Source organism: Arcicella rosea (assembly GCF_014204325.1).
Taxonomy (GTDB): Bacteria; Bacteroidota; Bacteroidia; order Cytophagales; family Spirosomataceae; genus Arcicella; species Arcicella rosea_A.
Map to the genome: position 1 here is coordinate 25809 of NZ_JACHKT010000044.1, position 10799 is coordinate 36607.

Below are 10799 nucleotides of genomic sequence, written 5' to 3' on the forward strand. Positions count from 1 at the left end.
GAATGATGCTACAATGAATCATATTATTGGTCGTTAATTACCTTTAATTGCTCTTTAAGTTTTAAGGCTTTTGCTTTGCCTAATAGTGTTTCTAATTCTTCTGTAGTAGCTTTATATATATTACTAACAGTTCCGAAGTGCTTCAAGAGCTTCTCTGCGGTATGTTTACCGATACCATCAATACTTTCTAATTGACTAATAATAAAATTTTTAGAACGTTTGTCTCGGTGTTTTGTAATCCCAAATCTATGGGCTTCGTCACGAAGGCGTTGAATTAGTTTCAACGATTCTGATTTTTTATCTATGTATAAAGGAATGCTATCTTCAGGGAAATAGATTTCTTCCAAACGTTTAGCAATCCCAATAATGGGGATTTTTCCATACAATCCTAAATTTTTTAAAGCATCTGCCGAAGCACTTAATTGCCCCTTCCCACCATCAATGATAATTAAATCTGGTAAGTCAGCTTCTTCTTCAAGTAACCTTGTGTACCTTCTCGTAACTACTTCGTGCATTGTGGCAAAGTCATTTGGACCTTCTACCGTTTTAGGAGTAAAATGACGATAATCTTTTTTTGAAGGTAATCCATTTTTAAAGCAAACCATCGCCGAAACAGGATTTGTTCCTTGAATGTTCGAGTTATCGAAGCATTCTATATGACGTGGAATAGCTTTTAATTGTAAATCATTTTTGAGCGTTAATAAAATTCTCATTTTGGTATCGCCAGCACTTTCTTCAGAAGCTTGTCGGTCAGCTTTTTCCTTTTTGAAGTATAGAACATTCTTCAAAGACATATCCAACAGCTTTTTCTTATCTCCAATTTGCGGAATCGTGTTTTCAACGCCTTTTAAATCTACTGAAAGTGGGATATTCGTAATTACTTCTTTGGCTTCACTTTCGTACTTTTCACGCATTTCCCACACCATCATTGTAAGAACATCCTCGTCAGTTTCATCAAGTTTTTTCTTTACTTCCAATGATTGTGTCTGAGTAATAAAACCATTCAATACTTTCATAAAATTGAAGTAAAAGGCATTTTCATCCGAAACGATTGAAAATACATCCACGTCTTTAATATTTGGATTGACAACCGTTGATTTACTTTGGAAATTGACTAAGTAAGTCAGCTTTTCTTTAAATTCTTGTGCTTCTTCAAAGGCAAGTTTTGAGGCTGCTTCCAACATTCTTTCTTCAAAGTATTGTTTCGGCAAGCTCATGTTCCCTTTCAATATATTTTTGGCTTGGTCAATTTCTTTTATATAATCATTTTCGGTTTGGAGTCCTTCGCAAGGTCCTTTACAATTACCGATGTGATATTCTAAACAAACTTTAAATTTTCTATCCTGAATATTTTTTTCATTAAGATTCAAATTACAAGTTCTGAAACTATATAATTGATTAAACATTTCCAAGATGGCATACATCGCTTTTTGATTAGCGAAAGGGCCGAAAAATGTACCTAATTTTTTATCAACTCGTCTAATAGTGATGATTTTAGGAAATGCCTCATTGGTAATGCAGATAAACGGATACATTTTATCATCCCTCAGCAAAATATTGAATTTGGGCTGAAATTGCTTGATAAGCGTATTTTCTAATAAAAGAGCATCAAACTCTGTATGAGCAATAGTGAACTCAAGATTTCTAATTTGACTAACCAAACGCTTTGTTTTTCTATCATGTTGGTTAGATTTCGCAAAATAACTACTTACTCTATTCTTTAAATTTTTTGCTTTTCCTACATAAATTACCGTTCCTTCATCATCAAAATATCGATACACACCCGGAAGTTCGGGTACTTTAGCTAAAGCACTTTTGTAATCAAACTCAGTCATATTTTTTTATTTAGAATACAAATTTACTAAATAAAACGACCATCATTCTGGAAAGTTATACTTAGGAAATTACAAAATAATCGGGGCAAAAATATTATACGGTTTTGTTGGTATGAGATTATTGGAATAGATTTTTCTTATTTCTTATTTTTTTAAATAATTATATTCTATTTCAATAAAGGTTTTTTAAAATGTTTTTTTAGATAAAATTATATTATTTTGATAAATAGTACAATAATGCTAAATTGACGTACTTGTAGTTAAGTATTTGATTATCAGCAGTTTAAAAAATGTTAAAATAATGCAGGTTGAGGTTGATAAAATTCTAAAAAGTATCATTTTGATACATTAAATATTATCATTTTGATACATTAAATAAATATCAGTGATATACTAAAGTGAAATAAATTATTAGAATATAAATATTCAGTTTGTTATGAAATTAAAATAAATATATATTTACAGGGATTTTCAACCAAAAATCTAATTTTTTCAATCAAAAACCCAATTTTATTATGAACACAAAATTTTACTCTACATGGAGGAGTATGCTTTTGTTGTGCGTATTTTTATTAAGTACGTTCTTAACAATGGCACAAGACAGACGAGTAACTGGGAAAGTTACTGGTGCAGATGGTCAGGGAATCCCAGGAGTCTCGGTTCTTCTAAAAGGCACACAAACAGGTGTATCAACTGATGCAAACGGTGGTTTTGCAATTAATCTCAAATCAGGTAAGGATGTATTGTTAATTTCAGCGATTGGCTATAGAAGCACTGAAGTTAAAGTTGGGTCGCAAAGTAATGTAGATGTTAAGTTAGCAGAAGATGTTTCAGCACTTGACGAGGTAATTGTTACAGGTTATTCAAGTTCCAACAAAAAAGAATCAACTGCTGCTGTTGCTACTGTTAAAGCAAAAGATTTACAAGTAGTTCCTTCTGGTAACGTTGAACAGCAATTACAAGGGCGAGTATCAGGTGTTACTTTGATTACTAACGGACAACCAGGAACAAGTTCAATTATTCGTGTTCGTGGATTTGGTTCAATCGGGCCTGCTGGTTCTAATGATCCGCTTTACATTGTTGATGGAGTTCCAGTACAATCTACAGATTTCCTTTCTCCAAATGATATTGAGTCAACTACGGTATTGAAAGATGCAGCTGCTGCTTCTATCTATGGTGCTCGTGCTGCGAACGGTGTAATCGTTTACGTAACTAAAAGAGGTACTAAGAAAGCTAGAAAAATGGAAGTTACTTATGATGGTGTTTATGGTGTAACAGACCCTAACGCAGCGGGAGCTCCTAAAAATTTGACTCCTCAAGAAGAAGCTGATTGGACTAAAATTGCACAGATCAACACTAATATCGCCAATGGTTTATCTCGTACAGCTAACCCAACTGAATGGGCTAATGGTTTGAAACACCCACAATATGGTAATGGTGAAACCGCTACTATTCCTAACTATTTATATGCAAATGGTCAGAGTGGTGTTTATGGTACTGTAGATTTGGCTGCTGTTAAAGCAGCTGCGCAAGCAGATCCTTATGGTGTATTCTTGATTAAGCCAAATATGGCAGGCACAAACTGGTACAAAGAAATTACTAGATCTGCTCCTTTGATGAGACATAGCCTTGGTTTTAGTGGTGGAACAGAAAATGGTCGTTATTACTTCGGTCTTTCTGCTCAACAACAGGATGGTATCTTGATTACTAACAGTTTCAAAAGATATAGCTTTAGAGCTAACTCTGAATTTGATTTAGGTAAAAGAGTAAGAATTGGTGAAAACTTACAGTTTACTTATCGTTCAGTATTAGGACAATCTGGTGCTACAAACGGTTTGGGTATTGCTCAAGATGAGTCTCCAATTTTGGCTGCTTATCGTATGCCAAGTATCATTCCTGTGTATGATGAATTAGGAAACTTTGCAAGTACTAAAGCAAGTGGTTTTAATAACCCAAGAAACCCCGTTAGACAGTTGATGAATAACAATACCAACGACAATAACTTTAATGCTAATGGCTTTGGTAACGTTTACGTTGAATTTGACCCTATTGAAAACTTGACGCTACGCTCAAGTATTGGAGGGCAATTTAATAGTTATTATTTCAAAGATTACGGTTATAAATACCTTGGAGACTCTGAGCCAGAAGGGAACAACAGTTTCAGTGAGGGTTCTGGATATAACTTCTCATGGGTATTTACTAATACAGCTGCCTACAAAGTGAAAATTGGCAGTCATTCAATTAGTGCTTTAGCTGGTATTGAAGCTTTGAACACTGGTCAGGGGAGACAAATTTCGGGCTCTGGTATAAATCCGTTTTCAACAGATTTAGACTATGTGAATTTAAGTAAAGTACTAAATCCACAAGTAAACTCAGGTTTATTTTATGGATCTAATTTTTACTCGTTATTTTCGAAATTAGACTATAGTTTGCAAGATAAATATTACCTATCTGCTGTTGTTCGTCGTGATGGTTCTTCAAGATTTGGTGCAAACAACCGTTATGGCATATTCCCTGCATTTTCTGCTGCTTGGCGTATGAGTAGTGAAGATTTTATGAAAGAGATTCCTTTCATAACTGATTTGAAAATCCGTGGAGGTTGGGGACAAATGGGTAATTCAAACCCAGTAGATCCTAACAATCAGTACTTCTTATTTGGTTCGAGTAGAGGTAATTCCTATTATCCAATTTCTGGTACTAACAATGGTGCTGATGAGGGTTATTATCGCTCACGTATTGGTAACGTAGATGCTAAATGGGAAACAAGTACAACTACCAACATTGGTATTGATGCAACTTTCTTGAATGGTAAACTTGAAGCAGTAATTGATTTCTGGAGAAAAGATACTAAAGACTTATTATATCAAGTACCTATTCCTGGAGTAGTTGGTGTGTTAGCATCTGCTCCTTCAGTGAATATTGCAAGTATGAGAAACCAAGGGCTTGATATTCAGTTAATCAATCATGGTAAATTTACGCAAGATATTAAGTATGATATTACTTGGAACAGTTCATTCTTAAGTAATAAAATTACTTCATTGACAGAATCTATTAAATTCTTTAGCGGTGCTGCTTATCGTGGTATCAACCCAATCAGAAATGCTGTAGATCAGCCAATCTCTTCTTTCTTTGGCTACCAAGTAGCTGGTTATTTTGCAACTGCAGAGGAAGCTAAAAATTCTACTCAAACTGGTGCTGGAGTTGGTCGTTTCAAATATGTTGATGTGAATGGTGATGGAAAAATTACTCCGGATGATAGAACATTCTTAGGTAATCCAGTGCCAGTTTATACAGGTGGTATTACTTTAGATGTTAAATATAAGCAATGGGATTTCTCAACGTATTTATATACATCGTTGGGTAACAAAATCTTCAACATGTCTAAATGGTACACTGCATTCTATGGTTCATTCCAAGGTTCAGGAAAAGGTGCTATTGCTAAAGAATCATGGACGCCAGCTTTAGGTAATAACGCAAAAGCACCTATTTGGGAAAGTGAATCAAACATCAGTACAAATGGAGCTGAAAACTCATGGTATGTTGAAGATGGTTCTTATTTAAGAATGACTAACATCTCTGTAGGTTATACACTTCCAAAAGCGTTGATTTCTAAATTAGGTATTAGTAAAGCAAGAGTAAGTGGTTCTGTAACAAATATTTTTACAATTACTTCTTATTCAGGTCTTGATCCAGGCGTAGGTGGAGCGGTAGATACAAACTTCGGTATTGATGTGGGTAACTATCCAGTAGCTAGAGGTTTTAACTTGGGTTTAAACTTAACTTTTTAAACAATTATAATTTACAATTTGTAATATAGAAATATGACAAAACTGATTATTTATAAAATTAAATAATGATTTGTTTGTTCTGATAACAAGTAAAATTATATAAAGATATAATCAATGAAAACAACAATTAATTTCAAAAAGTCTGTAATTGCCACATTTGCAGTGGCTTCGATTACATTCTCTTGTAAAGATAGCTTTCTAGATGTGCTACCAACAGGCTCTCTTAGAGAAGAGCAATTAACCAGTGTTGCAGGTGTTGAAGGGGCACTTCTTGGGACCTATTCAATGATGTTGGGTAAAGGGTTTACACAATTAGCTGGGCCTAATAACTGGGTATTTGGAAGTATTTTAGGGGGTGATGCTAATAAGGGAACAGACCCTGGTGATTTTTCAGCTATTAACCCTATTCAACGCTACCAAGCTGACCCTACTAATGGTGAATTTAATGGTACTTGGAATGCTAAATATGAAGGTATTAGTAGAGCCAATGCTACAATTAGACTAGCGACAAAATCAACAGCTTTACTAGATGCTGATAAGAAAAGAATTATCGGTGAAGCAAGATTTATCAGAGGTCACTTCTATTTTGAGTTGAAAAAGATATTCAATAATGCTCCATATATCGACGAAACAGTTGATTATGGAACAGGTATTGAAAAGGTGACTAACAAAGCTGATTTATGGGCAAAAATTGAAGCAGATTTTAAATTTGCTTACGATAATCTTCCAGAAACACAAGGTGCAGCAGGTAGAGCAAATAAATGGGCAGCAGCTTCTTATTTAGCTAAAGCTTTCATGTTTGAAAAGAAGTATGCTGAAGCTAAAGCTTTATTTGATTTAATCATTGCAAATGGTAAAACTACAAATGGCAAAAAATATGGTCTGGTATCGAATTATGCTCAAATTTATAATGCTGCTAACGATAACCATGAAGAATCGATTTTTGCAACGCAAACTTCAATGAATACCGGTGATGTTTCGAACTCAAATTCATATGATGTTTTGAACTATCCATATAACACTGGTGCTGATGGTCCTGGTAACTGTTGTGGTTTCTTTACACCAAGTTTCGACTTAGTGAACTCCTTCCGTACAGACGCAAATGGTTTGCCATTATTAGATAATTCATATAATAGTGCAGCAAATGCAGTTAAAAATGATTATGGTGTTGAATCTAAAGACGCATTTACTCCAGATGCAGGAAATCTTGACCCTCGTTTAGATCACTCTGTTGGACGTCGTGGTATTCCATATTTAGATTGGAAAGAACACCCAGGTAAAGATTGGATTCGTTCTCAGCCTTACTCTGGTCCATACTCAACTAAAAAATATGTTTATTACAAGTCTCAAGAAAATACATTAACTGATGGTAGTGGTTGGACAAGAGGTTATTCTGTAATGAACTATACAATTCTTCGTTATGCAGATATTTTATTGATGGCTGCTGAAGCTGAAGTTGAAATAGGTTCTTTAGCAAAAGCTCAAGAGTATGTAAATATGATTCGCACAAGAGCAGCAAACAAAGCTTCATGGGTTACTAAGAATGGTGCACCAGCTGCTAAGTATGTAATCGGAACTTACGATACTCCTTGGACTGATAAAAATGCTGCCCGTACAGCTGTTCGTTTTGAGCGTAAATTAGAACTTTCTGGCGAAGGTCACCGCTTCTTCGACTTAGTACGTTGGGGTATTGCTGAAAGTACTTTAAATGCTTATTTAGCTAACGAAGCTAAAGTATTAAGTACAATGTTTGGTGGTGCTAAATTTACTGCAGGAAAAAGTGAATATATGCCAATTCCTCAAACTCAAATTGACATTCAAGGAAAAGATATTTTGACACAAAACCCTGGGTATTAATTTTTATTTGTAATTACATTTATCAAGAAAAGCGGTTGGCAATTTGCCAACCGCTTTTTTTGATAAAACTTTATTTCTTTTTTTCCCTGATTGATTTAACGATTCTAACTGCTGACATAATAATAATGGCGAATAGAATTAATCCTAAAATACCCCAAATCCAATCAACAGTATTCTTTAAAACGACTAAAAAAACAATGGCAAATAGAAAGATGGTAGCAATTTCATTGAATAATCTTAATTGAAAACCTGTAAATCTGTACTTGTCGTTTCGAAGTTCTAAGATTATTTTTCGACAATAAAAATGATAAAAGACTAAACCTAACACAAAACCTAACTTTAAATGTAACCAAGCTTGCGAAGCAAAACTATCCCACCATAACCAGTAAATCATTGTTGAACCAGAAATAATCGTTAACCACATCGCAGGAACCATGATGGCATTAAAAAGTACTTTCTGCATCCGCTTGTACTCTTTTTGTAAAATTTGCCTTTCAATTTCTGGCTTTTCGTTGGCTTCAGTATGATATACAAATAATCGTGGTAAATAGAATAGTCCAGCAAACCAGCTAGTTACAAAAATGATATGTATTGCTTTAATATGATTATATTCCATTACTTAAATCATTTTCAGTTAATTTCGTTGCGATGATATTTTTTAAAAAAACTATAAAACTTCATTTCAATTACTCCTAAAATAGCTTCTTTAAAAATATTAGCAGACATTTTTGATACGCCTTTAGTTCTATCTGTAAAAATAATCGGTATTTCAGCAATTTTAAAACCATATTTCCAAGCGGTAAATTTCATCTCTACTTGAAAAGCGTAGCCTACAAATCTAATGTTATCTAAATTGATGGTTTTAAGCACTTTGGAATGATAGCATTTAAAGCCCGCCGTAACGTCCATAATTGACATCCCTGTGATAAAACGAACGTAATATCCGGCGAAATACGACATCAAAACTCTTCCCATTGGCCAGTTGACAACGTTTACGCCACTAACGTAACGAGAGCCAATTGCCATATCTGAGCCACCATTTACGCAAGCGTCGTAAAGTTTTAAGAGGTCTTCTGGGTTATGTGAAAAATCAGCATCCATTTCAAAAATATACTCATAATGATTGGCAAGAGCATACTTGAACCCATGAATATATGCTGTCCCCAAACCGAGTTTCCCTTTTCTTTCTTGTAAATGCAATCTACTTTTCCCAAATTCTTCTTGCAATTCTTTTACTTTTATTGCTGTACCGTCAGGCGAACCATCATCAACAATTAGTAAATCGAAGCTTGGTTCTAAACTCATTACTTTACGAACGATGGCTTCAATATTTTCAATTTCGTTGTATGTCGGTATAATTACAAGACGAGAGATCATTATGGAATATTAGGAGGTTAAAATTTAATATTAATGCAAAGTTACGAAAAACTATATCATATTACAGATTAGCTGACTTATTAGGGAAAGTACCAAAGTATATATTTTGTAATGCCTTAACTGTTTCAATCGGATGAAAGTTTTTGTAAGAACAAGCATTTTATTTTCATTTTATATGACTATATCATTGTATTTTATTTGTGCTATTATATTGGTAAGTTTCCATGAGTTATTTATTTAGAATCACGTGAGCAAGGTTTAAATTCCCATTATTATCATTTTTAACAAGATTTAAGAAAATGTATTGCCATTATTAAAAATAATTTCAAATTATAGCAAACATTTTTTGTGTTTCATAGATGTAATAGTATTTTTGCATTAAATTTATAGAACAGTGTAGAACACATATTGATACTGACTAAACAAATTAAACAATCAATAACAAAGACAATGGCAAACATCACATTAGGCGACAAAGAGTATTTCGCAGGAATTGGTAAAATACAGTTTGAAGGAAGAGAGTCTGATAATCCTTTAGCATTCAAATGGTATGATGAAAATCGTATTATTGGTGGAAAAACAATGAAAGAGCAAATGCGTTTTGCTATTGCTTATTGGCATACTTTCTGTGGAACTGGGGCTGACCCATTTGGCCCAGGTACAAAAGTATTTCCTTGGGATGCAAAAAATGAAATCGTAGGAAGAGCCAAAGATAAAATGGATGCTGCTTTTGAATTCATTACTAAAATTGGTGTGCCATATTATTGTTTTCATGATATTGATTTAGTTGATGAAGGAAGTTCTTTATCTGAATACGAAAGCAATATGCAGGCTATTGTTGACTATGCGAAACAAAAGCAAGCTTCGAGTGGTGTAAAATTGTTGTGGGGTACTGCTAACGTATTTTCAAACCCACGTTATATGAACGGGGCTTCAACAAATCCAGATTTCTCTGTTTTGGCTCATGCTGGTACTCAAGTGAAAAATGCTATTGATGCAACAATTGCTTTAGGTGGAGAAAACTATGTGTTCTGGGGTGGTCGTGAAGGATATATGACTTTGTTGAATACCGATATGAAGCGTGAATTAGCACATCTTGGTAAGTTCCTTACAATGTCTCGTGATTATGCTCGTAAAAATGGTTTCACAGGTAAATTCTTCATCGAACCAAAACCATGTGAACCAACGAAACACCAATACGATTTTGACTCAGCTACTGTAATCGGCTTCTTAAAAGAATATGGTTTAGAAAATGACTTTATGTTGAATTTAGAAGTAAACCATGCTACATTGGCTGGTCATACTTTCCAACATGAATTACAAGTGGCTGTTGATAACAATATGTTAGGAAGTATGGATGCCAACCGTGGTGATTACCAAAACGGATGGGATACAGATCAATTCCCTACAAATTTGAATGAATTAACGGAGTCTATGTTGATTATTTTAGAAGCTGGTGGAATTACCCAAGGTGGAATCAATTTTGATGCTAAGACACGTCGTAATTCAACTGATTTAGAAGATATTTTCTTAGCACATATCGGTGGTATGGATGCTTTTGCTCGTGCCTTGGTTATTGCTGATAATATCTTAGAGAAATCTTCTTACAAGAAATTACGTAAAGACCGTTATGCTTCTTTTGATGCTGGAAAAGGTGCTGAATACGAAGCTGGTAAATTAACTTTGGAAGATTTAAGAAATTATGCTTTTGAAGTAGGTGAGCCAAAAATAACTAGTGGTAAGCAAGAATTGTTTGAAAATATCATCAATCAATTCATCTAGTCTGACTAAATTCATAAAAAAAGCGGGTAGAAAACTTCTACCCGCTTTTTTTATGAATTACTTTTGGCTTTCCTTTATTATTATAATCATCTAATTATCAATATATTACAAATGAAATAACCCCGAAAAAGTGTCAATATTGGCAATTTTCGGGGTTTTT

6 protein-coding genes are annotated in these 10799 nt (G+C 34.0%); 3 read left to right on the forward strand and 3 right to left on the reverse strand.

The genetic code is table 11. The features are described 5' to 3' along the window. Positions 1-23: 23 nt before the first annotated feature. Entirely contained in the window at positions 24-1835 is a 1812-nt protein-coding gene (uvrC, locus tag HNP25_RS19935) for an excinuclease ABC subunit UvrC (RefSeq protein WP_184137219.1), read from the reverse strand. Between the two features lie 590 nt (positions 1836-2425). Here uvrC and HNP25_RS19940 point away from each other — a divergent pair. After that, the gene (locus HNP25_RS19940; protein WP_229202917.1) at positions 2426-5623 is read left to right on the forward strand and encodes a SusC/RagA family TonB-linked outer membrane protein; all 3198 of its coding nucleotides are present in this window, start codon (positions 2426-2428) and stop codon (positions 5621-5623) included. Positions 5624-5737: 114 nt separating this feature from the next. Then, positions 5738-7480 carry a RagB/SusD family nutrient uptake outer membrane protein gene (locus HNP25_RS19945; protein WP_184137223.1) on the forward strand — a complete coding sequence of 581 codons (1743 nt, stop codon included), beginning with the start codon at positions 5738-5740 and terminating at the stop codon, positions 7478-7480. A 70-nt stretch (positions 7481-7550) separates the two neighbouring features. Here HNP25_RS19945 and HNP25_RS19950 read toward each other — a convergent pair whose 3' ends face one another. Next, positions 7551-8096 (reverse strand): CopD family protein, encoded by a 546-nt coding sequence (locus HNP25_RS19950; RefSeq protein WP_184137225.1) that lies wholly within the window; start codon positions 8094-8096, stop codon positions 7551-7553. 14 nt (positions 8097-8110) lie between these two features. Further along, on the reverse strand, positions 8111-8857 hold the full coding sequence (locus tag HNP25_RS19955; protein ID WP_184137227.1) for a polyprenol monophosphomannose synthase: 747 nt from the start codon (positions 8855-8857) through the stop codon (positions 8111-8113). 450 nt (positions 8858-9307) lie between these two features. On the opposite strand from HNP25_RS19955, the gene xylA reads away from it, so the two are divergent. Next, positions 9308-10639: a xylose isomerase gene (xylA, locus tag HNP25_RS19960; RefSeq protein WP_184137229.1), complete on the forward strand. Its 1332-nt coding sequence runs from the start codon at positions 9308-9310 to the stop codon at positions 10637-10639. Positions 10640-10799: the final 160 nt, after the last annotated feature.

Bases quoted from the DNA above. Each gene is read 5' to 3' on its own strand.
- uvrC (WP_184137219.1), bottom strand. From the start codon at position 1,835: ATGACTGAGTTTGATTACAAAAGTGCTTTAGCTAAAGTACCCGAACTT.
- HNP25_RS19940 (WP_229202917.1), top strand. From the start codon at position 2,426: ATGGCACAAGACAGACGAGTAACTGGGAAAGTTACTGGTGCAGATGGT.
- HNP25_RS19945 (WP_184137223.1), top strand. From the start codon at position 5,738: ATGAAAACAACAATTAATTTCAAAAAGTCTGTAATTGCCACATTTGCA.
- HNP25_RS19950 (WP_184137225.1), bottom strand. From the start codon at position 8,096: ATGGAATATAATCATATTAAAGCAATACATATCATTTTTGTAACTAGC.
- HNP25_RS19955 (WP_184137227.1), bottom strand. From the start codon at position 8,857: ATGATCTCTCGTCTTGTAATTATACCGACATACAACGAAATTGAAAAT.
- xylA (WP_184137229.1), top strand. From the start codon at position 9,308: ATGGCAAACATCACATTAGGCGACAAAGAGTATTTCGCAGGAATTGGT.